This window comes from Psychrobacillus sp. FSL W7-1493 (assembly GCF_038004905.1).
GTDB lineage: Bacteria > Bacillota > Bacilli > Bacillales_A > Planococcaceae > Psychrobacillus.
Genome location: NZ_JBBOSB010000001.1, coordinates 1,379,109 through 1,401,278, shown reverse-complemented (window position 1 = coordinate 1,401,278; position 22,170 = coordinate 1,379,109). Strand labels below are relative to the sequence as shown.

Here is a 22,170-nt window from a genome sequence, read left to right as displayed (position 1 = left end):
AGAATGTATATGTTTCAAACAACTAACTATTCAACTGACTTGTCCGCTAGCTATTCATTATTGTGTAAACAGCTAGATGCTCTTTTAGAGGGCGAAACTAATGCAATTGCCAACTTAAGTAACGCCTCTGCTCTTTTAAACCAATTCTTCGACAAAATTAATTGGGTTGGATTTTACCTAGTCGAAGATGGTGGACTTGTGCTTGGGCCATTCCAAGGTCTACCTGCTTGTGTTCGTATTTCACTTGGTAAAGGCGTATGTGGTACAGCAGCGGAAACACAGGAAACAATTATCGTACCTGATGTTCATGCATTTCCTGGTCATATAGCTTGTGATGCCGCTTCACAATCAGAAATTGTTGTTCCTATTGTAAGAGAGGGTAAACTTCTCGGAGTTTTAGATATTGATAGCCCTATAAAAGATCGATTTACTGCTGAGGATGGAAAAGGACTAGAACAGTTCGTAGATGTCCTTATTAAGCATATATAACTTCTAGTTAACTAGATTGAAAGAGGATGTGATGACTTCTGTCATTTCATCCTCTTTCGTTTTGTTACAATTTATCTAAGGCTTGCTCTAAATCTCTAATAATGTCTTCTGTGCTCTCGAGACCAACTGACAGCCTTAGTAATCCATCGGTTATACCCATAGCAATTCTCTCTTTGCTAGGTACTACAGAGTGGGTCATAGTTGCTGGATGTTGGATTAGTGTCTCGGCATCCCCTAGGCTTACTGCAATTTTAATGAGCGAAAGAGCATTCATAAGCTGCTGTGCTTTTTCCTTACCACCCTTAACAGCAAATGAAATTAGTCCTCCCCCGTTTTTCATTTGCCTTTTTGCTACCTCATACTGAGGATTTTTTTTATCGAAAGGATAATAAATGGACTCAATAGAAGGATGGGACTCTAAAAATGTAAATACTTTTTCTGCGTTACTAGAATGTCTATCCATTCTGACATGTAACGTTTTTAACCCTCTAATCAACAGCCACGCATCAAATGGTGATATGATGCCGCCAAAGTCCTTCTGAACAGTCGAACGAATTATGTCCATTTGTTCTTTTTCCTTACCTACTAGAATCCCTGCTATAACATCTCCATGACCGTTAATATACTTCGTTGCACTATGCAGTACGAAGTTTGCTCCTAAGTCTAACGGATTTTGTAGATATGGAGAACAGAAAGTGTTATCCACTACTACCGGAATTTTGTGTTTCTGTGCAATTTTGACGATTAATGCGATATCTACGATTTCCATCGTTGGATTGATCGGTGTTTCCACGTAAATACATGTCGTATTTGGTTTAATAGCTGCCTCAATTTCTTCTTCGGTTGACAACTTTTCCAAGCTATGCGAAATATTATATTTTTCCTCCATTATGTTTAGTAACCCAAATGTACAACCATAAATTCCTCTTGTGCATAAGATATGGTCACCCGCTTTAGTTAAATATACTAGGATTGTACTTACTGCGGCCATCCCCGACCCAAAAGCAAGCGCACCCTCTCCATTTTCTATCGCTGCCATTCTTTGCTCTAGCACTTGAACAGTCGGATTACCTAGTCGGGAATAGATCCCTCCTGCTTCCTCTCCTGCAAACCGTTTCGCACCTTGCTCTGCATTTTCAAATGCAAATGTAGAAGTTTGATAGAGTGGAACTGCTAAACTGTCACGATGGTCCTCTGTGGCGTATCCTTGATGAATAAGTGATGTTTCTTTTTCCATTGATGATTTTCCCAAAATCGTGCACCCCTTTTGTAAACGCTTTCAAATATAGTGTACACATATTTCCAAAAAAAGAAAAGGCAACTCATCTTAATGACAAGTTACCTCATAGATACATAGCTGGTTTTTTCCATTATTTTTCGCTTCATATAGTGCAATATCTGCATGATGAAACAAATTATGAAAGTCTGCATCCTCTCTTTTACTCCACCCAGATAAACCAACAGAAACGGTCACACTTGGATTTGTATAAATAGGGATTATTTCTAAGAGGTCCGCACAAATTCTCTTACCTTCCTCCACAGACATCTGGGGAAAATATAGAGCTAGCTCTTCTCCACCCCATCTTGCACCTATTCCTACATTTTCTACTCTTTTCTCTATTACCTTCGCAATTTGTTTAAGAATGCTGTCTCCGATCTGATGGCCATGGGTATCATTCACTTGCTTAAAGTTATCAATATCCATTAATACGAATATCCCACTAGTATCATTAATCATAGACTCCTCTACGTATCTATCTAAATAGCTTCTTGCGTAGAGATTCGTCAGGTGGTCACGATCAACCATTTCTTGTAATTTATTGCGCAGCGCGGAATTAGTAAGGGCCAAGGAGGAATGCTGTATTAAGGATTGCATTAATTTGAAGCTATCAAAGGAAAAATAGTACGGATCGCTGTGCAATACTATGCTAAACCCAGTAATATTTTCTTGTTCTCTTAAAGGAATTGCCACAAGAGATCGATATGCAACGTTCGCATTACTTAGTCGATTGAAATCAGCCACAAACAGTGAATCCTTAAGCTTTTTAAATTGGTTTCCTACATGTTGAATATACATTTGACCTTCTAATGTGTAAAAATAATCAGAGTTTGCCACACTTATCGAGTATTCATCATCCTCTATAAATACAAAACAAACATGCTCTGGCTGAAATGATTTTATTAGTTGATTTCTTAAGAATATGACCATGTCTTCTTGTGATAAATTCATATTCAATTTATGAGTCGTCTCATTGATTAATTGTAAGTCACCAACTAAACGGTGAGACTGAATAAACAACTTAGCATTTTCTAGGGCGTTTCCAGCAGTAGCAGCAAGCATCTTCATAAATTCCTTCTGCCTGATTGAAAACAGATAATCCATCGGGGTAGATACTTGTAGGATACCGTAGATCCCCTGCTTCCCCTTAATTGGTATATTTAATAGTTTCATCTTCGAATTTTCTACTAAATCTGAAGTTATTTCTCCGGATACGTACGCTTCAACAGTACTTGGTCTCTCCGAGGTATAATCAAATAGTTTATATGGAACAGAAGTTTTACGATCTTGATCGTTAGAGAGAATCAATGTATTTTCAAAGTCAGGAAAAGCATCCTGAACAGCCAATAGTGTGCCTTTTAAGATTTGATCTACCTCAAGTGTAGAATGGAACATCTTTGTCACGTTAAAAAGATTTCTGTATTGCTGCTCCTGTTCTGTTAAGAAGATAGACTTTCTAACCATTCTTACTAATTTACTAATGATTAATATAAATTCATTTACTTCAGATGTCTTAGCGAATTTTTCCCATTTCTCTGTTGCTTCCATTACTAACATCCCAAGAATCTCATGATCCTCGCTTCTAAGCAAAATAGAAACTTCACCACACTGTTTTTCCCCTTTTCTTATAAAAGGAATCTCTGCATAGTCTTTTTCATAGAAGAAACCTTCTATTTCTATCCATCTAATGGCTTCTCTTTTTTTAGCGAGTGAGTGATTCCAATTCAGTTGAATGAAAGTATGGGCATCCTGTTTATAATAGGTGGCAAACCTAACGTCAAAAAACTCAGCCAACAATACTTTGAGTTCTTCAAACCAATTAGTCTCACTGTATTGACTGAAAGTATAATCGGTCCATAAATCAAAAACTCTACCTTTAAATTTTGTTAAGTCTATATCGTTTGCCATCTATTACACCTCTTAGCTTTCGGAGAGAAGTTATGATACTTTTATCCCAATACCCTTATAATTCAATTTGACTATAAAATTACCGTCTTGTCAATATATTCAATTTCCCAAAATAGCTATAATATTAATTAACTAATGTATATGATTGACTTTCAACAGTGCACGAGATACAATAGTCTTTGTGTAAAATAAATGCAGCAGTTGTATGGATTAGATTGTTCATTTTGTTCCTCTATTTAAAATAGATGGTGTATCCCGTAACCCTCGGCTGCTAGGGCGATGATACATGAAAACGAAATGGCTGCTAGTCTGAATGCATCTGGTTCTTATTTTACAACAAAATAAAACCAATACAAAGGAGGAGTCATTCATGGCTCGCTATACAGGTCCAGCATGGAAATTATCACGTCGTCTTGGTATCTCACTAAGTGGTACTGGTAAAGAATTAGAAAAACGCCCATACGCACCAGGACAACACGGTCCTAACCAACGTAAAAAATTAACTGAGTACGGTCTTCAATTACAAGAAAAACAAAAACTTCGTCACACTTATGGTGTTAACGAACGTCAATTCCGTACTTTGTTTGATAAAGCTGGTAAAATGCAAGGTAAACATGGTGAAAACTTCATGATCCTTCTTGAAACTCGCCTTGATAACATTGTATACCGTTTAGGTCTTGCTCGCACTCGTCGTGGAGCACGTCAATTAGTTAACCACGGTCATATCATGGTTGATGGTAAACGCGTTGATATTCCTTCATACCGTTTAAAACCAGGTCAAGAAATTTCACTTCGTGAAAAATCTCAAAACCTAGATGTTGTAAACGAATCTATGGAAGTTAATAACTTCGTACCAGAATACCTTACATTTGACGCAGACAACAAAGTTGGTACTTTCGTTCGCCTTCCAGAGCGCAGCGAATTATCAGCTGAAATCAACGAATCTCTAATCGTTGAGTTCTACTCTCGTTAATTCTGTCGCTTAGTAACCGACAAGCAAAACCCTAGGAATGTGGTTAATTCAACCTCCCTAGGGTTTTTTCTTATGTTTATCCGTCTCTATATATCCGAAGAGAGAAAATCAGGTCCCTCTTACTAGACGGTCTTAACATCTTAGTATGTACGTACCGGTGAAATGAGATGTAAATAAGACGCATTGCCTATTGGTTCCATTATGATCGGTCTCATGGATTCACCAAAGCTTATTTTAACCTCTTCTTCCTGTATAGCTTTTAAAGCATCCATTAAAAAACTACCATCGAGCGAAATATTTAAGCTTGTCTCACCAGTAATCTCCGTAATGGGTAAGATTTCTTCAATTTTTCCTATCTCTGAGGAGTTGGAGGAAATTTTTATTTTTGAACCATTCATTATTTCAAGATGAACATTGTTATTCTTCCATTCGCTTGCAAAAAGACAAGCTCTATCTATCCCCTTTAATAGCTGATTGGTATTAAGAGTAATTATTGTGTTCGCATTACTTGGGAACAATCCGTCGACGTTAGGATAATTGCCATCGATCAATCTAGAAAATAGAGAGATTGTATTTGTTTTAAATGTCATATACCGGTCTGATATAAAAATATGTATTACACTATCTTCATTACTTATTATTTTGGCTAGTTCATTCAAACTTGTTCCTGGTACGTTGAAAGACCCCTCTATATTTGATTTTATTTCAATATCTCTTAAAGCCAAACGTTGGGAATTGGTTGCCACACACTTTAATCGCTGATCTTTAAATGACATGTTCACTCCGGTTAAGACAGGCCTAGACTCACTCTTTGAAACTGCAAACACAGTTTGTTTAATAATTTCCAGTAATTCAACACTTGGAATTTTAATATATTTATCCTCATCGATTTTAGGGAGGCTAGGGTAATCATCTGCATGAAACCCGTATAATTTCGTTACAATGTCTTCGGATTGAATGGTTACTACTTGTTTTTCATCTACTTTTATATGTATTTTTCCAGGTAGCTTCTTAACAATTTCACTTAAGTATTTTGCTGATACTACAACACTCCCTGGCCTATAAACTTCCAGCACTTTTACTCCATCATTCATCAAAGGGATAATTGTCTCAATAACAATATCAGAATTACTTCCCACTAGCGTTAAGCTATTTTTATCAGCAGTAATTTTAATACCTGTAAGAATAGGAAAAGGCGTTTTGAAAGTCACGGCTCTATTAACATCTAAAATTGCTTTACTAACAAAATCATTATCAATTATAAATTCCATCTAAAGGTTCACCTCATTTTAATCATAAGTATTCCTAATTCGACAAACTCCTTCCCAATACCTCCCTTATACATGACTCCGCTTTTATTTATAAAAATCTTTGTGATAGTCATAAGATCGTATTGTTGATGAAATGTTACACTTAAACGAACGTCACAGTTAGTTGATAAAAATATTTTTTTTTAAACAAAGGAGGGGTAAATATGATTTGGTTAATAGTACTTCTTATTCTTTTTATTATTATCGCTTTTGCTCTCCTAGTTGATTGGAGAAATAAGAAAATTAATAACAATAACCAGAATCCAATAAATCCAAATGCAAAACCAGGGGAAAGTTCTAATCATACGTTGGGAGATAATAGATATTCAAATGGTGAATAACTAAATTACACCTAAATTAGTGAAATTACACATAAAAGAATCACATAAAAGTGCCCTCGTAAAGTCAGCTCTCAACGGCGATCAACTGTTCTAGCATAATCTCTATTTTAAGATCCCTGATTTCTTGTAAGATATCTCTCCATTCTTAATGTTTGGAGAGCAGGCAACGGTTCCATCGGGAATAGCGCGAGCTGAAGACCCCGGACTGAGCACAGCGATGGAAACGGCTGAAAATGTGCCCGCGGAAAGCGTTCGCCGCAACGGAAAACAACTACTTTGCCAGATCGTAGAACTTACGAAAATTTCTAACTACACAAATTACAAAAACAAAAAAATGAAGATCACTCATTTGAGTAATCTTCATCTTTATATATGCTAAATATCATTATTTCGTAGGCATTTCTATGTCCACATATTTGTTGTGCTATTTAGTGTACTTAACAATCCTTGATTATATTCTACCCATTTCTTCATTTCTCGCTCTACCGCTTTGTTTTGCCATTCAAACCAAAAGGTCGGACACTCGCTGCAATGGCTTTCGACACCTTTATTATTGCGCAAATCCCTACATGTAAATAACGTTTTTTTACGGCAATTATAGCAATAAATTTCTTTTTCATCTAATAGCATATACGTCCCCTCCAATTACAATAAATTATTGACCATAAAGTGGATATTAATACCTTTAAATGGTTGTACTGGAGATTTAGTATCATTTAATCTACTTCATTTATAATCTGCCTAAATGAAAAAAGTCTCGAAACCAATGGCTCCGAGACTAGATAGTTATATTCTTGCATTTATAAACTGTATACTTCTATCTGCTATTAGCTCCTTATCGGCGTCTAACGTAGCAACATGGTAGCTATTTTCTAGCTCCACAATTTCCTTTCCAACAGAGGAAATTGCTTCATATATTTGAAAGGAATTCTCTGGAGGAACTACATGATCCTCTGTAGATTTAAATATTAGAGCAGGTGCAGTTATTTTAGATAGATTATCACGTACTAGCCTTGATAGTAGAATGATATCCGACATAGATTTCACTGGTGTTCTTGGGTAAGCTAACTCCTTTATCCCTGCCTGCTTAATGTCAGAACCAATTCCCTCTACAAATCGAGTCTCACTTTGAGAAAGGGTTTCATAATTTTCAATCATGTCAGGCATATAGACGGCAGCGTTTATCGGCATAATGCCTTTAATGTCAGGGTAGTTTTCGGCCAAGTATAAAGTAAGCGTACCACCCATAGATAATCCACAAACAAAGATGTCGGAGCAAGTTTCCTGAAGCTTATTCAACCCTTTTTCCACGTCTTTTATCCAGTCTTCATAGCTTGCACGCTCCATATCCTCTGGATCTGTACCATGACCGGTAAGTCTCGGTCCAAAAACAGTAAAGCCTGCTTCGGCAAACCTTTCCCCTAAATAATGCATACTTTGAGTGGAGCCTGTAAATCCATGTATAACTAACACCCCTACATGATTTCCCTCGTAGAAAAACTCCTCTGCACCCTCTAGCACTTCATAATTCACGATTCCATCCCCCTTATAAGTTTTTACTTAACGACATTTCACACCATTATTCCTCTACCACGTTTCTATCTCATATAAACTCTATTTTATTCAAGCCAACCATTTTCATTTGCTTTGTTTACTGCTTGTTGTCTACTTTCCACGTGAAGCTTTTGGATAGACGAGGATAAATAATTACGGACAGTACCCTTCGTTAAGAATAATCGTTTTGTGATTTCTGAAGTAGTTAACCCTTCTTTAACGAGACGGAGGACGTCCCTTTCTCGGTCATTCAGAGGATTCTCTACTTTCATGAAAAGAGTGGCTGCTAAATCTCTGCTAACAACCCTTTCACCAGCAGCCACCTTTCGAATAGACTCTATTAACAAATCAATTGGCTCGTCCTTCAGTAAATATCCAGTTACGTTACTGTCAATCGCTTTTTGTAAATATCCCACCCGTGAAAAAGTAGTTACTATCATAACTTTACTTGGAATCTGCTCCTCTTGTATTTTTCGAGCGAGCTCCAGTCCCGTCATATGTGGCATTTCAATATCTAAAATACATACATCCGGTGTTTCCTTTACAATTAGCTCCCAGGCTCTCTGACCATCTTGTGCCTCTCCAACAACCTCTATATCTGCTTCAAAGGATAGTAAAGAAGAAAATGCGCCTAAAAGCATTTTTTGATCCTCAGCAATTACTACTCTTATCACTATGTATCCTCCTTACGAATGAATTGGTAATGTGATTGTTATTATAGTGCCTCCAGAGGAACCCTCTTTTACAAGTACGTCGCCTTGTAAAGAATGCATCCGCTCCTTCATCGAGACTATACCATTTCCAAATCTCTTCATCTCTAAACCAATTCCATCATCCTTGATATGTACGTAGAACACCTTATCTTTAAACTCTGTATAGATTTCACAACATTTCGCCTGACTATGTCGAAGTATGTTTGTTGTCGCCTCTCTAACACAAAGAGATATCATGGTTTCCTCTACATTAGATAATGGTTGGCGAAAGTCGTGATTAGATTGAACATTAATTCCCGCAGATGTTAGTACTTGCTCCGAACGTTCTAGCTCACTTTCGAGAGATATAAATTTCATATCCGTCACCAGTTCACTTACCTGCTTCATAGCAGTTCTTGTAGTTGCTAAAATATCGTCTAACTCACCCTTAACCTTAGCTTGTTCCGTGCCTACTAATTTGGAAGCAAGCTCTGTCTTCAGCTTAATAATTGTTAAAGTATGGCCAATTGTATCATGTAGATCTCTAGCAATTCTCTGTCTTTCTTCTTGCTGAACAAGCTGTTTATTTACTTCGGATAATTTAGATTGTAAACTCGATGTTTTTAAAAGAAAATACCGTAGTATGGGCAAAGCAAGCTGAATAATCATTAACGCTACTATTACAGCAAAGTCAATGTTATCGAGCTGCTCCTTCCAAAGAAAAAGGAAAAACAAGGAGGCAATTCCTACTATCCCAAGTCCAATGTGAAGTTTAAACTTAGCTCTCCCCAACAAATCCGCAAACAAAAAACCAAAAGTAATAATTACAGAGCCCTCGAAAAAGCTTAATACGATTAGAGAGGAGTAACCTACCATTACAGCACATAGAAGTCGCCAGTCCTTATGCCACAATGAAATATAAAAAGAACTAACAATCATCAATAGAAATATAAGCTTTACGCCATTGTGTAAGACTGAATCTGATAGCATGACAACAGTAATAAGAAAGATAATGGAGGCTACATCAATGATTAAGTATTTGGTCGCCTGATCTTGTGGGTAAAATTTTATGATGGTCACCTCTATTTACAAAATTATTTGGAGACTACAGCTACCGCTTTTCTTCTTAACCACTCTAATGGTCCAGTTCGAAGCTTGTTAATACAAAAATAGGCAAATAGGAATTGAAAAAGTGTTATACTGAGCCAAATGCCGATTATAGATAGACTTCCTACTTTCCCACCTAATCCAAGACCCCAGCCATAAAAAATTATAGAGGCTAAAAGATTCTGTGAAACATAGCAGCTTAGTGACATTTTCCCGACTTCTTCTAATCGAGACCAAAGCCACTCTACCTTTCTATATTCTACTAATATACCAAATAATCCTATATAGCCAAGAGACATGATTGGTGCGAATAAATAACGAGCTGGTAAATCGAAGTCCCCACCAGGTATAAAAATAAGGAGATTTAATGGAATTCCTATATACAAACCTAATTGAAACAATTTTTTTCGCTTATGTTTACCAATCTCTGTTTTAGAAAATGTGCCCGAGCGCATAAGAAAGACGCCTAATAAAAACAAGCATATATTCATTGGAACGATTAAAATAACTTCTAATCTAAAGTAAATAAAATTGAATAAGCGATTTTCCACCTGACTTAACCATGTTCCGCTTTCATATAGGGCAGCTCCCTCATAAGTCCCCAATGACATGTTTAATCCCCCTAGTAGAGAAGCTACTAAAACTAATAGAATAATGCCAGCATGAAAGCCACCTAATCCAATCATTATTTTTTTCATAAAGGCATCTCCTCGTTTAAGCACAAGAGCAACGATTAAACCAGTGATCGCATAGCTCATCAGGATGTCATATTCCATTACTAGGGCAAAATGTATAAATCCCTCGACAAGTAAAAATAATAATGTCCATACATACACGCCTGGCCACGCATTCCCTTTACGTTTCGCCTGCTGGTATTTTATCTCTAGACCTACTCCAAACATAATGGTTAATAACCCTAGAAACTTACCGTTTACGAAAAAAAGAACGAGCATCCTCAGAAAATCGTCTAATGACCACCACCCGGTATAGTTAAAAGTTGTTGTATAAGATAGGTCTCCCAAATAAGCAAAAATCCAAATATTAGTCCCTAGTGTTCCAAGCACTGCAAATCCGCGAAGAATATCAATTAAGCGCAATCTTTCATTTGTCATCAAATTATCCCTCTTTCGTCTGAAGTAAGAGCTCCTGCCCTTATCTAAAATAATAAAGTGAATTGAATGATGCTAACATTCACAGCAGTCAGAAGTATAAGATGACACATGTCATAATTAATCAAAAAAGACAAGCGATGAACCATCTCGAAAATTTCCGAAATGGTTCATTACTTGCCTTTTCATCTAAGTTTTCTATCGTGAATGCGTTTTAACCAATCCTCTAAATAGGCATCAAATAGTATGGGCCTTTCAATTTGTAGATTATGGCCTGCTCCATCTAAAATGGCGTACGATCCCTGATGGAAGTTGTCTTTTAAATGGAAAGCATCCTCAAAGCCCACTACATCGTCCTGCCTTCCAAGTAAGAAAACAGAAGGTTGATCAAATTTTGGTTCTTTAAACCAGCTACCAAACGAATAATTACCGGAGATTTTTTCTAGAAATGGTTGATCTGCTCGATTCATGCCACTGACGATTTCTTTCGTCCATCGATTGTATGTCAGTTCATTTAATACGACACAGTTATCCTCAAATGCCGCTTTTATATCGCTTCCCAAGGTTTGTAAGAATAGCTCATCCTTTGCTGCTGTTTGTTTAACAGGAAGTGTTCTTTTATCACGAGCGGCATAAATAACGGGGCAAATAAAGAAAGCGCCTAGAACAGAAAAACTTTCCCTAGCGATTACTCCACGTGCCAAATAACCTCCATATGACTCTCCTGCTATTAAAAATGCCTCATTTTGGATTTCCTTTTCTATAAAACCAGTCACTATATCTAACATATCATCGGTATTGTTTAGATGAGCGAATTGCTTGGATTTACCCATTCCAGGTAAGTCTATGTATATTCTTTTATAGGCAGCTCCTGACTTTTGAAAGAAAGGCTCCATACATCCCTTCATCAACTCCATATCAGGGGAAAACCCATGAAGCATTAAAATAGGGGTTCCTTCTCCGTATATTTCAAAATAGATTTCTACGTCCTTTATTGATGTGTACATATTATTGTTCTCCTCCATTACTGACAAGCGCCAAGTGGATTACCATCCGGATCAAAAAACGTAAAGTACTTCTTATCCCCATCGCCGTCTAGTGAGTTTACCGCAATTCCTTTAGACTTTAACTCATCGTAAAGCTTCTCTATATCCTCGGGTATAAAGTTAACATATTTCCCTACGCCAAAATTATTCGAAGGAAATTTCATAGGAGTATGATATTCGACCTTGACTAAACAAACGACAGTCGGTGATTCACTTGATATTTTCATGACTGCAGCTTCTTCCTCTATATAGTTTAGCTGGAAACCTAGTACCTCCTCGTACCAGCGTGCTGAAACCTTAGAGTCCCTCACAGGGATAAAAATCCCCTCTACACCCTTAAGTAATGACTTGTTCAAGTTGTATCCTCCTCTCACGTCTTCTGTATAACTATTCGTTGGCTCACTGGATTTTCCTTCTTTATTTGATACCTTTCGTGAAAGAAAAAAAACTTGAAGCTGTTAAATATCAGCTTCAAGTTTTTTAGTTCTTTTCCATATTCTCGATTAAGTCTAATAATCTTTGTCTTTTGTCATCGGCTTCTTCATGAATGATTTTAAATTCATAGCCAGTCTTTTCTTCATTAATTGAAATCTCTAGAAGATCTCCTTCTTTAGCGTCAATTGTAAACTTTTCTTTTAAAATAACTAGCTTGTCCGATTTATCATTCTTACCAAAAAGAATAACAAAAAAATCGTCGAAATGATCAAGTATATATTTTTTCGCTTCCATGTATTCTAACCCCCTTTTTTAAAAAGCTTATGTATTTAAAAATAATAAGAATTTATTTTATTTATTTTCAGAGTAAAGTTCCTAAATCTTATTCTATACTATATACTTACTTATTTTCACCTATTTTGTCTACTATTTATATAAACTTTTTAAAACGTTCATAATTCCACCTTTTTAATGAAACAGAAGAAATTTTTTCTATTTTACTTAGATATTTATTACATTTTATAAAAAGTTGACTAAGACATTATAAATTAGACGTTTTTTGACAAAAAAAGTTACTTCTCAATAGTATGAGAAGTAACTTAAAAATTATACGAATTTAATCATTTTATAATTTTTCTTTCCTCTTCTAATAATCATAAATTCATCTTCTAGTCTATCCTCTTGCCCTACAACATAACCAATTTCTGTAATTCTCTCTCCATTGATCGAGATAGCACCATTCGTTACATCTTCACGAGCCTGTCTTTTAGATGGAGACACTGTCGCTTCCACTATAAAGTCAACTATGTTTTTATCCTCTTTTTCCATTTCCACGGTTGGAACATCCTTAAAAGCATCTTTCATTTCACTTGCTGTAAGTGCTTTTAAGTTTCCACTAAATAGCGCCTGAGAAATTCTCACTGCTTGGTCTAATGATTCTTGACCATGTACTAGGCGAGTCATTTCTTCTGCAAGTGTTATTTGGGCTTTACGTAAGTGCGGCTCATTTTGCACGGTTTCTTCTAATGCTTCAATTTCAGCTCTCTCTAGGAAAGTGAAAATCTTCAAGTATTTAATCACATCTGCATCGGCTGTATTAATCCAGAATTGGTAAAACTCATACGGTGAAGTTTTTTGAGCATCTAACCACACAGCGCCAGAGGCAGATTTACCGAACTTCGTACCATCCGCTTTCGTAACCAAAGGAATTGTAATACCAAATGCCTTTGTTTCTTCTTCATGTGTTTTACGAATCATTTCTAAACCAGTCGTAATATTCCCCCATTGATCGGATCCACCTACTTGAACACGGCAGCCATAATGATTGAATAAATGGTTGAAGTCGATACCTTGGATTAATGTGTAGGTAAACTCTGTGAATGAAAGTCCTGAATCTAAACGTGAAGCAATAGAATCTTTCCCAAGCATGTAATTGATATTAATAAGTTTTCCGTAGTCTCTTAAAAATTCAATAACAGACATTGGTCCAATCCAGTCCCGATTGTTTACCATCTGTGCTCCATTTTCAGATTGAAAATCAAAGATTCGTTCCATCTGCTTTTTAATCCCTTGGACATTTAAATCAATTTGATCAGTAGTTTGCAGCTGTCTTTCCTCCGAACGACCGGAAGGATCTCCAATCATTCCGGTAGCTCCTCCTACTAAAAGAATTGGACGATGTCCGTGCATTTGAAATCTACGAAGTGTTAGGAGTGGAACGATGTGTCCAATGTGCATACTGTCTGCAGTTGGGTCAACTCCACAATATAGAGAGATTTTTTCAGTAGATAGTAGTTTATCCATTCCTTCTGCATCCGTTTGTTGATACAAAAGACCTCTCCATTGTAGGTCTTCAATTAATGAGTTTGTCATTTTGTTTCCTCCTTTTATTGGATTGAGCAATACCAAACAAATTGCCTATAAACAAAAAAGTCCCTACATGATAAAAATCATGCAGGGACGCTTAGTCATTAGCGCGGTACCACCCAGCTTGAAGGATCAATCCTTCCGCTTTTTCACATGTAACGTTGTGAAAACGTATAACTCCAAGCCTGTAATTCGCTTTTATACACTGACTAACTTTCACCGACCGTTAGCTCTCTAAACAGTATGTATAATCACTACTTCGGACTTTTCTTCGTTAAATGATATACCTATTTTACCTAATTTGTTTCGGATGTCAATAAGTATCGTCTAACATATTGGACTATGATATAATATTCATGATTTGGAGGTCGAGAAATAAATGAATAAATGGATGGAGAAATTCCACTTATATAAAGAGAAAGTAGATGCCTGGCAATCAACCAAGTGGGCAAGAAGGTTACGTATATCTTCAAGTGTCGTATGGAATTTATGCTTAATATTTTTAGTAGTCGGCCTCATACTTGGAGCATTTGCTACAGCTGTGGGAGCAGGCTATTTCACTTCTTTAATAAAGGATGAACCTTTAAGAAAGAAAGAAGAAATGCGAGCAGCCGTGTTTAATTATGAAGAGACTTCTGAAATTTACTTTGCAGGGGATGTCTACCTTGGGAAGCTAAGAACAGATTTGGAAAGAACTGAAACAGATCTTGCGAATGTCTCCCCTTATGTCATTGATGCAGTGTTAGCTACGGAGGACGAATACTTTAAAGTCCATAACGGGATTGTTCCTAAAGCCATCTTCAGAGGTCTATTACAGGATATGACGAACTCAGATACTCAAACGGGCGGTTCTACATTAACCCAACAGCTAATTAAAAATCAAATCCTTACTAATGAAGTTTCTTATGAACGAAAAGCTAAGGAAATTCTTTTAGCAATGCGACTTGAGGAGTTTATGAGCAAGGACGAAATTTTAGAGGCATATCTTAATATTATACCGTATGGTAGAAATGCAAACGGTCGTAATATCGCTGGAATCGAAACTGCAGCACAGGGAATTTTTAATGTAAAGGCTAAAGACCTGACTCTCCCACAGGCTGCTTACATTGCGGGTATTCCACAAGCCCCTTTTAAATACACCCCTTTTAGTAATGGTGGAGTATTAAAAGAAGGCGACTCGTTAAAGCATGGTATCGATCGCATGAAAGTCGTATTATATCGGATGAAAGAAACCGGATATATAACAGAAGCGGAATACCAAGCATCCGTTAACTATGATATTACAAAAGACTTTAGACAAAAGGAAACATTGCCAGAGGAAAAATATCCATGGCTTACCTTTGAAATTGAAAAGAGAGTTAGAGATATTTTAAGTGTGCAGCTAGCTCAAAAGGATGGAATCGATTTAGAGGCATTGGCTAACGATGATCCTCTAATTGAAAAGTATAATATTATGGCACAGCGTGCTGCTAGTACAGGCGGGTATCGTATTCATACTACTATTAACAAAGATATGTATGAAAAAATGCTTCAGGTAAGAGATGCATTTGAATCTTATGGACATACTTATACTAATATTAGTGTTAAGGATCCTATTACTGGAGAAACAATCACAAAGGATTTCCCTGTACAAGTTGGAAGTATGCTAATAGAAAATGGAACTGGCCGTATTCTCTCGTTCTTAGGTGGTCGAGATTATAATGTAGAGCAATATAATCATGCTACTCAGGCAGTACGCTCCATGGGTTCTACGATTAAGCCATTGGTAGTTTATGCTCCAGCTATTGAATATGGTGTAATTGGAGCAGGAAGTCCTCTTGCAGATGTTAAATTTAATATAAATGATAATGGAAACAAATGGGAGCCTTCTAACTATACAACGGAACAAGAGCTTGGAATTATTTCCGCTCGACAAGCAGTAACCACTTCTCAAAACTTATCGACCATTAGACTTTACGATCAAATAAAAGACAAAAAGCCAACTGATTTCATGATGAAAATGGGCTTTGAAAGCATCGAAGAAGATGAATATGCTAACCTTGCACTTTCGATTGGAGGCATGAGAAAAGGTGCTTCTTTAGAAGAAAATACAAATGCATACGGAACTTTTGCGAATAATGGTCAATTTGTTGATGCATATATGATTGAGAAAATTGTAGACGTGGAAGGCAATGTTGTTTATCAGCATCAAGTAGAGCCTGTCGATGTATTTAGCCCGCAAACAGCATATATTATGACTGATATTTTAAGAGATGTTATGACACAGGGTACTGCTAAACTGGCAAGCTCTCGTTTAAAATTCCAATCTGACTTTGGAGCGAAGACTGGTACAACACAAGGACATAGTGATTCATGGTTAGTAGGCTACAATCCAAATGTTTCATTGGGTGTTTGGCTTGGTTATGACGAGCAAAAGCTAACATTATTCCATATGAACAATCGTTATGGGCACCCAAGTGTACGTATTAATACACTTTGGTCGAACATGATGAATGCAATGTATGACATTAACCCTGAGCTAATAGATGCACCAAATGCTTTCCAAGCGCCTGAAGGAGTCGTTTCAAGATCATTCTGTGGTATTTCTGGTCTAGCACCTTCTACTGCTTGTGAGCAGGCAGGTCTTGTAAAATCTGACTTATTTAATGCGAAGGTTATGCTTCCTACGCAGGCAGATGATAGTCTAGTATCCTCATCTTATGTAGTCATCAACGGTAGTAAATATCGATCATTGGATTCTACTCCAAGCGAATTTGTTACAGCGGGTGGTCACGGAGTAAGTGAGGACTTCATCAAACGAATGCTTGGTCGATTTGGTGGAGATGCGAGTAAGCTATTCCCGAACGACTCAACATTTGCTAGCAATGTAGTATCAGAAAAGGTATTTGAGGCAGACGGTACGCCACCTGCTCCAGTAACTACCTCTTTGACAGGTAATACAATGACATGGACGAAATCGGCTTCTAGTGATGTAGTCGGATATCGAGTATATCAAGTCGTTAATGGTAACAGAGTGCTAATGGCGACTAAGAAAGAGGCAGAAAATTATAGCTATCAAATCACTTCTCCAGGACAATATGTAGTAGTAACAGTTGATATTACCGGATTACAGTCTGGTGCTTCCAACATAGCTACCATTAATGCTCCAGAACCTGTAATACCAGTTCTTCCCCCGGAGGAACCGGTAGAAGAAGTGCCTGAACAGCCTGTCCCAGGTGATGGTAATGGCGGTGGCGGTGAGGTAATCATTACACCTCCAGTCGAGCCTACCCCACCACCGGAAGAAGAATCTACACCATAAAATAAAAAACGTGAAATCGTATGGACGCCAAAGGTCCTCATCGATTTCACGTTTTTTCTATAAGCTTTTACTTAAGACAGGTTGTGTAAAATCCTAGACTACAAAAAATATCCTTTCCAAAATCAGGTATTATATAATAAAGAAGCTTAGGAGGAATACGATGAAAAGATTAAATTTAATTAAATTTATAGAGGATGATTTTAGTTATTATTTCAGCCTTGTATCTAATGAATCTTGTGGTTTTAATGAGTCCCATATCGAGTATTACATTCAAAAACGAACGAAATGAAATAAAACTCCGTTTAATTTTTAGAGAGTTATTATTTTGTTTCTTCTTCATCTATTTTAGTATTTGTAAATGCTGGTTTTATAAATGGAGAAATAGTTAAATCATTTACGGATGTCGCATTATTTTTTTGCTTAATCTCAAAATATTTATCGACAAGTCTTCGTGCTATAGGCGTAGCAAAATTTGTTTTGTATGATGATTCCAACGAAGCGTGTGGGATAACGAGGGCGTATGCTATTTCAGGATTTTCATACGGTGCAAAACCGATATGTGTTAAGTTTACAGTATTAAATGTTTGCCACATTTCTGTATCAAAGTAACTAGATTGAGCAGTACCTGTTTTTCCTCCCCCTGTAAACGAGGCATTCCCAAAGGCTTTATTCGCCGTACCTCTGCTACTAAAGTATACAAGTCTCATCCCCTGACGAACACGTTCGATTTCCTCGCGTGTATTATCTACTGTATTTAATATAGTTGGCGTAATTTCTTTTACTAAGTTACCAAGTTGGACGCCATCTTCAGAAGGTTCTCTAATTTCTTTCACAACATGTGGTTGAATTCTATTACCACCATTAGCAAGCGTTGAAACAAATTGAGCTAATTGCAATGTAGTGTAAGTATCATACTGTCCAATACTTAAATCTAGTAGCTTACCATCTTCAAATCCATCTGGAACCCTATTCACTTCTCCTGGCAAATCAATCTCCGTTAATGCTCCGAGTCCAAGTTGAGCATAACCACTCCTCATTTTAAGAAAGGCATCTTTCCCAAAATTAATAGGTTGGTTTGGTCTATAAGTACTTCCAGCAATACCATATGCAGTTTTAAACATATATACATTAGAAGAGAGCTCTAGAGCTTGTAAATCATTGATTCGTATACTTCCGGAGCGGTTAAATACAGAACTTTTTGGTTGAGATCCCTTAATTAGGATAGGTTCATCCACTAACGAGCCCCCGATTGGATATACTCCCTCCCGATAACCTGTAAGTATAGTACCTGGCTTCACAGTGGATCCAACTTCGTATGCATTAGTAAATGTGCCGAATGCGTAGTCATAAACTTCTTTTGCACCTGTTTTCTCATTTTTCCCAAGCCGCTTACCTACTAATGAAAGTATTTCACCGGTATAAGGATCTATCATAATAAAATAAATATTTTGCAGATATTGACTTCCACTGTTTTTACTAAATTTCAGTAGTTCTTCAGTTAATATTTCCTCATGCGCCAATTGAACTTCACTGTCCATTGTTAATACTAAGTCTCTCCCAGGTTTTCCTTCATAAACTGTCTGAGTATCGACAACTCTTCCTTTCCCATCCGTTATATTTTTAACGACACTTTTTTGACCTTGGAGCACTTCCTCATATTGTTGTTCAATATAACTTGTACCTACACGGTCATTTCGAGAATAACCTCTAGATAGGAAATAATCTAATCGTTCTTTTGGAATACCTGTTTTTGGCAATGTAGTTGAACCTAATATAGCTAGTGAAGAAGTTTTTACTCTTCTCCAATCGGTTGTCGTATTAACCCCCTCTAATTCACCCAGTCTTTCTGAAACCCGAGCAAATTCTTCAACAGTAACCTCTTCTTTTATGTCATCTCCTTTAATAATCTGAGGAGTTAATGCATATCCTGCTGCCATTTCTCGATAAATTGCAATTATTTCTAATTCTTCTGGAGTAAAAGAATTTAACTGTTCATCCATAATTCTACTTCTAACCAAACGGTCGATCGCTCTATTTTGTTCTTTTTTTTCTATTTCTTTATCTGTTTCTATTTCTTTTCGTTCTTCTTCTGATACCAATTCTTGTGCTTCTTTTGGATATTTTTTTAGCCAGAAATCTTGTAAATCACTCTTGGTAATATTGTTTGGTTTCTTTTCTATCAATGCACTTAATTTTTCTGCAATTATATACATATCTTTCGACTTCGTTGTTTGCATTTTTGTATACGTTATAGCTCGTAGCGGAAGATTATCAACCAATATTCTTCCTTCTCTATCAAATATTCGGCCACGGGGTACACCGGTATTTATCCGGACTTCTTCAGCCTTTTCTAAATCACTTGTATAGTCTTCTCCTTTAACGATTTGTATGTATCCTAGTCTTAGTATTAGCATTGTAAAAAGTAAAAATATCGAGAAAAACAATACATTCATACGAAAAGTAATAGTTTTTCGTTGTTTAGATTTCGTGCTTTTTGCATGTTTGTTGGAGGTCTTTCGCATGGGAGCACCTTCTTTATATAATAATTCTCTTATTTAGAATTTCTGAGGAAACAAGCATTATTCCAGTTTTTATTACGATATTCCTAGGCTAATTTTTAAGACCCTAGTAACAATACAAACCAAACCACCTATATAAGGGATTAACTTCAATAACTTAAAAAGATATTTCTGAGTTTCTTTTGTAGTTTATAAAAATTGAGCCATAATATTTTAATTTATTGGTTTATTATACCATTTATATTACTTTGTTTGACAAAATATCTATTTTTAACCTCTTTAGCAAGGTTATTGATAAAAATTAATACTGGTTGAGCTATAACCCATTCCCCTTCCCTACTTGCGTAGTAGTGATGTAAGAAAACAGACTGACTTTATAATTTAAGTAAAAAAACGTGAAATCGTTTTTCCCGATTTCACGTTTCCTTAAATGTTAGAATAGTTATGTCCAAATTTCTTTACTAATCTTCCATCGTAGATAAATCACCAGTTGGAAGCTGTAATTCCCATGCCTTTAATACTCGGCGCATAATTTTACCGCTTCTAGTTTTAGGTAGCTTATCCTTAAACTCAATTTCTCTAGGAGCAGCATGAGCGGCAAGACCCTTCTTCACAAATTGCTGAATGTCTGCAATGAGCTCATCAGAAGGCTCATACCCTTCATTTAAAGCAACAAATGCTTTAATAATCTCTCCACGGACTGGATCTGGCTTTCCTATTACTCCTGCCTCAAGAATTGCAGGATGCTCTAACAATTTACTTTCTACTTCAAATGGACCTACACGCTCACCTGAGGTCATAATTACGTCGTCTACTCTTCCTTGAAACCAGAAATAACCATCATCATCCATATAGGCAGAGTCTCCCGAGAAGTACCATTCATCATTGATAAAATAGGATTCAAACTTTTCTTGATTTTTCCAAACCTGACGCATCATAGATGGCCATCCTTTTTTGATGGCAAGGTTACCCATTGTGAATGGCGGGACCTCTACTCCATTGTTATCAATAATTGCAGCCTTAATGCCTGGCAATGGTTTTCCCATGGAACCGGGCTTAATCGGAAGGCAGCCATAGTTACAAATCATTTGAGCGCCTGTTTCAGTCATCCACCAAGTATCATGAATTCGTTTATTGAATACCTGCATCCCCCACTTAATAACCTCAGGGTTAAGTGGCTCACCAACTGATAATACATGACGCAGGGAGGTTAGATCATATTTCTTCACGATGCCATCCCCAGCACCCATTAGCATACGAAAAGCAGTTGGAGCACTGTACCAGACAGTAACCTTGTATTCTTCTATTGCTTTATACCAAGCATCAGGCGAGAAACGCCCACCTAAGATCAGAGAAGTTGTTCCAGCCAGCCAAGGTCCAAATATTCCATAGGAAGTTCCAGTAACCCATCCTGGGTCTGCCGTACACCAATATATATCATCTTCTCTTATATCCATAACCCATTTCATGGACTGATAGTGTTGTACCATCGCGTAATGAACATGTAATATTCCTTTAGGCTTACCAGTAGAGCCAGAAGTATAATGTAGTATAAGTCCATCTTCTTTATCTACCCATTCTATTTCAAACTCATCAGAGGCATTGTTTAACGCCTTATTAAAGTCTACAAATTTATCATCCTCTTGAATATTGTCTCCCACTAAAAAAACAGTTTCCAAATCTGGTAGACGGTCTAAAGGTATTCTTCCTAGCAATTCAGGTGTAGTCACAATTGCCTTCGCTTCGCTGTCGAGCAAACGATCATACACTGCCCCTTCCATAAAGGCTTCAAACAATGGACCAACAATTGCGCCCATTTTTACTGCCCCTAGCAAAGCAAAATATAATTCCGGAGATCTTGGCATAAAAATAAATAGGCGGTCCCCTTTTGCTAAATTAGAGTGCTCTTTGTAAACGTTTGCAGCTTTGTCTGTCCAGGTTTTCATGTTAGCAAATGTATATGACTCCTTGCGATCAACATCTTGATAATATAAGGCTACCTTGTCCTTAATATCTGATGCTGCATGACGGTCAATCGCTTCGTATGCCATATTCACCTTGCCTGTCTCATACCAGGAAAAAGACTTTTCAGCTTCCTCCCATTGAAAATCCTGAGCAGTTTTCTCATAGTCCTTTAATTGATACTCCTCTTGTACTACTGGTAACGCTTCGATTTTCATCCCAATTCACCCTTTCTAAATATACTCTCTTATATTCTACAATACTCTCATAAAGTAATGC

The 22,170-nt window shown here is 36.9% G+C and carries 18 protein-coding genes and 1 other annotated feature; of the genes, 4 read left to right on the top strand and 14 right to left on the bottom strand.

What is annotated here, in order from left to right:
* The first annotated feature begins 9 nt into the window (after positions 1–9).
* Complete coding sequence (locus MKX96_RS07135; RefSeq protein ID WP_340883006.1) at positions 10–489, top strand: GAF domain-containing protein; 480 nt, start codon at positions 10–12, stop codon at positions 487–489.
* A gap of 64 nt (positions 490–553) precedes the next feature.
* On the opposite strand, the gene megL is transcribed toward MKX96_RS07135, so the two are convergent.
* Positions 554–1,741 carry a methionine gamma-lyase gene (megL, locus tag MKX96_RS07130; protein ID WP_445678180.1) on the bottom strand — a complete coding sequence of 396 codons (1,188 nt, stop codon included), beginning with the start codon at positions 1,739–1,741 and terminating at the stop codon, positions 554–556.
* Between the two features lie 75 nt (positions 1,742–1,816).
* The gene (locus tag MKX96_RS07125; RefSeq protein ID WP_340883005.1) at positions 1,817–3,676 is read right to left on the bottom strand and encodes a sensor domain-containing diguanylate cyclase; all 1,860 of its coding nucleotides are present in this window, start codon (positions 3,674–3,676) and stop codon (positions 1,817–1,819) included.
* A gap of 370 nt (positions 3,677–4,046) precedes the next feature.
* Between MKX96_RS07125 and rpsD the strand changes: the two genes are divergently transcribed.
* Complete coding sequence (gene rpsD, locus MKX96_RS07120; RefSeq protein WP_169360926.1) at positions 4,047–4,649, top strand: 30S ribosomal protein S4; 603 nt, start codon at positions 4,047–4,049, stop codon at positions 4,647–4,649.
* Between the two features lie 140 nt (positions 4,650–4,789).
* Here rpsD and dnaN read toward each other — a convergent pair whose 3' ends face one another.
* The gene (dnaN, locus tag MKX96_RS07115; protein WP_340883004.1) at positions 4,790–5,920 is read right to left on the bottom strand and encodes a DNA polymerase III subunit beta; all 1,131 of its coding nucleotides are present in this window, start codon (positions 5,918–5,920) and stop codon (positions 4,790–4,792) included.
* A gap of 203 nt (positions 5,921–6,123) precedes the next feature.
* On the opposite strand from dnaN, the gene MKX96_RS07110 reads away from it, so the two are divergent.
* Positions 6,124–6,300 carry a hypothetical protein gene (locus MKX96_RS07110; RefSeq protein WP_340883003.1) on the top strand — a complete coding sequence of 59 codons (177 nt, stop codon included), beginning with the start codon at positions 6,124–6,126 and terminating at the stop codon, positions 6,298–6,300.
* 402 nt (positions 6,301–6,702) lie between these two features.
* Here MKX96_RS07110 and MKX96_RS07105 read toward each other — a convergent pair whose 3' ends face one another.
* The 9 genes from MKX96_RS07105 to tyrS all read right to left on the bottom strand — a co-directional run bounded on the left by MKX96_RS07105 (position 6,703) and on the right by tyrS (position 14,115).
* On the bottom strand, positions 6,703–6,930 hold the full coding sequence (locus tag MKX96_RS07105) for a hypothetical protein (RefSeq protein WP_169361298.1): 228 nt from the start codon (positions 6,928–6,930) through the stop codon (positions 6,703–6,705).
* A 156-nt stretch (positions 6,931–7,086) separates the two neighbouring features.
* Positions 7,087–7,836 carry an alpha/beta hydrolase gene (locus tag MKX96_RS07100; protein ID WP_340885905.1) on the bottom strand — a complete coding sequence of 250 codons (750 nt, stop codon included), beginning with the start codon at positions 7,834–7,836 and terminating at the stop codon, positions 7,087–7,089.
* A gap of 83 nt (positions 7,837–7,919) precedes the next feature.
* On the bottom strand, positions 7,920–8,528 hold the full coding sequence (locus MKX96_RS07095; RefSeq protein ID WP_340883002.1) for a response regulator transcription factor: 609 nt from the start codon (positions 8,526–8,528) through the stop codon (positions 7,920–7,922).
* A 12-nt stretch (positions 8,529–8,540) separates the two neighbouring features.
* Positions 8,541–9,626, bottom strand: coding sequence for a sensor histidine kinase (locus tag MKX96_RS07090; RefSeq protein ID WP_340883001.1), 1,086 nt, complete (start codon positions 9,624–9,626; stop codon positions 8,541–8,543).
* Between the two features lie 14 nt (positions 9,627–9,640).
* Entirely contained in the window at positions 9,641–10,765 is a 1,125-nt protein-coding gene (locus tag MKX96_RS07085; RefSeq protein WP_340883000.1) for a DUF418 domain-containing protein, read from the bottom strand.
* Between the two features lie 182 nt (positions 10,766–10,947).
* Positions 10,948–11,769: an alpha/beta fold hydrolase gene (locus tag MKX96_RS07080; RefSeq protein WP_340882999.1), complete on the bottom strand. Its 822-nt coding sequence runs from the start codon at positions 11,767–11,769 to the stop codon at positions 10,948–10,950.
* A gap of 17 nt (positions 11,770–11,786) precedes the next feature.
* Complete coding sequence (locus MKX96_RS07075) at positions 11,787–12,164, bottom strand: VOC family protein (protein WP_340882998.1); 378 nt, start codon at positions 12,162–12,164, stop codon at positions 11,787–11,789.
* Positions 12,165–12,288: 124 nt separating this feature from the next.
* On the bottom strand, positions 12,289–12,537 hold the full coding sequence (locus MKX96_RS07070; RefSeq protein ID WP_169361292.1) for a hypothetical protein: 249 nt from the start codon (positions 12,535–12,537) through the stop codon (positions 12,289–12,291).
* 312 nt (positions 12,538–12,849) lie between these two features.
* A complete protein-coding gene (tyrS, locus tag MKX96_RS07065; RefSeq protein WP_340882997.1) occupies positions 12,850–14,115 on the bottom strand; it encodes a tyrosine--tRNA ligase in 1,266 nt (421 codons plus the stop codon).
* 80 nt (positions 14,116–14,195) lie between these two features.
* Positions 14,196–14,390: a binding site (T-box leader), on the bottom strand.
* A gap of 98 nt (positions 14,391–14,488) precedes the next feature.
* On the opposite strand from tyrS, the gene MKX96_RS07060 reads away from it, so the two are divergent.
* Positions 14,489–17,410, top strand: a complete 2,922-nt coding sequence (locus MKX96_RS07060) for a transglycosylase domain-containing protein (RefSeq protein ID WP_340882996.1) — start codon at positions 14,489–14,491, stop codon at positions 17,408–17,410.
* Between the two features lie 320 nt (positions 17,411–17,730).
* Here the strand turns inward: MKX96_RS07060 and MKX96_RS07055 are convergent, their stop codons facing one another.
* Entirely contained in the window at positions 17,731–19,932 is a 2,202-nt protein-coding gene (locus MKX96_RS07055; RefSeq protein ID WP_340882995.1) for a peptidoglycan D,D-transpeptidase FtsI family protein, read from the bottom strand.
* A 458-nt stretch (positions 19,933–20,390) separates the two neighbouring features.
* Positions 20,391–22,109 carry an acetate--CoA ligase gene (gene acsA / locus MKX96_RS07050; protein ID WP_169361289.1) on the bottom strand — a complete coding sequence of 573 codons (1,719 nt, stop codon included), beginning with the start codon at positions 22,107–22,109 and terminating at the stop codon, positions 20,391–20,393.
* Positions 22,110–22,170 lie beyond the last annotated feature (61 nt).

What these genes read in the sequence shown, in the direction of transcription:
- MKX96_RS07070 (WP_169361292.1), bottom strand. Translation starts at nt 12,537, where the DNA reads ATGGAAGCGAAAAAATATATACTTGATCATTTCGACGATTTTTTTGTT.
- rpsD (WP_169360926.1), top strand. Translation starts at nt 4,047, where the DNA reads ATGGCTCGCTATACAGGTCCAGCATGGAAATTATCACGTCGTCTTGGT.
- dnaN (WP_340883004.1), bottom strand. Translation starts at nt 5,920, where the DNA reads ATGGAATTTATAATTGATAATGATTTTGTTAGTAAAGCAATTTTAGAT.
- MKX96_RS07125 (WP_340883005.1), bottom strand. Translation starts at nt 3,676, where the DNA reads ATGGCAAACGATATAGACTTAACAAAATTTAAAGGTAGAGTTTTTGAT.
- MKX96_RS07105 (WP_169361298.1), bottom strand. Translation starts at nt 6,930, where the DNA reads ATGCTATTAGATGAAAAAGAAATTTATTGCTATAATTGCCGTAAAAAA.
- MKX96_RS07080 (WP_340882999.1), bottom strand. Translation starts at nt 11,769, where the DNA reads ATGTACACATCAATAAAGGACGTAGAAATCTATTTTGAAATATACGGA.
- MKX96_RS07135 (WP_340883006.1), top strand. Translation starts at nt 10, where the DNA reads ATGTTTCAAACAACTAACTATTCAACTGACTTGTCCGCTAGCTATTCA.
- MKX96_RS07055 (WP_340882995.1), bottom strand. Translation starts at nt 19,932, where the DNA reads ATGCGAAAGACCTCCAACAAACATGCAAAAAGCACGAAATCTAAACAA.
- MKX96_RS07085 (WP_340883000.1), bottom strand. Translation starts at nt 10,765, where the DNA reads ATGACAAATGAAAGATTGCGCTTAATTGATATTCTTCGCGGATTTGCA.
- acsA (WP_169361289.1), bottom strand. Translation starts at nt 22,109, where the DNA reads ATGAAAATCGAAGCGTTACCAGTAGTACAAGAGGAGTATCAATTAAAG.
- MKX96_RS07060 (WP_340882996.1), top strand. Translation starts at nt 14,489, where the DNA reads ATGAATAAATGGATGGAGAAATTCCACTTATATAAAGAGAAAGTAGAT.
- MKX96_RS07110 (WP_340883003.1), top strand. Translation starts at nt 6,124, where the DNA reads ATGATTTGGTTAATAGTACTTCTTATTCTTTTTATTATTATCGCTTTT.
- tyrS (WP_340882997.1), bottom strand. Translation starts at nt 14,115, where the DNA reads ATGACAAACTCATTAATTGAAGACCTACAATGGAGAGGTCTTTTGTAT.